The sequence below is a fragment of the Bradyrhizobium frederickii genome, assembly GCF_004570865.1.
Taxonomy (GTDB): Bacteria; Pseudomonadota; Alphaproteobacteria; order Rhizobiales; family Xanthobacteraceae; genus Bradyrhizobium; species Bradyrhizobium frederickii.
The window spans coordinates 1-821 of record NZ_SPQS01000133.1; the positions used below are offsets into that span (position 1 = coordinate 1).

Sequence of the window (821 nt, forward strand, 5' to 3'; positions counted from 1 at the left end):
CTTCGCGTACTCCGACAACTATCTCATCGACGTGAAGTTCGGCGTCATCGTTGATGTCGAGGCCTCCCGCGCCATTCGCCAGGCCGAGGTCGGTGCAGCAAAGACCATGATCGAACGGACCGAGGAACGCTTCGGTCTCAAGCCAGAGCGACTTGTCGGGGATACCGCTTACGGAGCGGCTCCGATGCTGAACTGGCTGGTCGAGGAGAAGGGCATCGCGCCGCATATCCCTGTGTTCGATAAGTCGAAGCGCGATGATGGCACCTTCTCGCGGAGCGACTTTCGATATGATCCGACCGGCGACGTTTACCACTGCCCGGGTGGTAAGCGGCTTGGGACGAGCGGTACCGTGCACGAGGGCAAGACCCTTCTGTATCGTGCAAGCAAGCTCGACTGCGATGTATGCCCGCTCAAACCGCAGTGCTGCCCAAAGGAACCATCACGCAAGATCCCGCGCGATATCCATGAGCATGCCCGAGACATTGCCCGGTCGATCGCTGGCACCGAGGGCTTCGAGTTCTCTCGGCATCAGCGCAAGAAGATCGAGATGAACTTCGCACACTTGAAGCGCATCCTGAAGCTTGGTCGGCTCCGATTGCGCGGCCCGCAAGGTGCCCAGGATGAGTTTGTTCTAGCCGCCATCGCCCAGAATCTGAGGCGGTTTGCATCGCTGGTCGCACGACCCCCACCGGCTCAGGCTCTGCGCAGCGCGTAGCGTAGCGTCGAAGTTGCGTAAAATGCGTCAGGGCCAGCGCTTCAGAGCGCGGCTCAACGAAGGGCCCAGCCAAATCCATTGCAGCCGACTTTTGCAACAAAATCGG

1 protein-coding gene is annotated in these 821 nt (G+C 60.0%); it reads left to right on the plus strand.

Annotated features, from left to right (window positions below; translation table 11 throughout):
* The coding region (locus tag E4K64_RS40035; RefSeq protein ID WP_209312019.1) for a transposase at nt 1-715 on the plus strand (715 nt) is incomplete at its 5' end.
* Nucleotides 716-821: the final 106 nt, after the last annotated feature.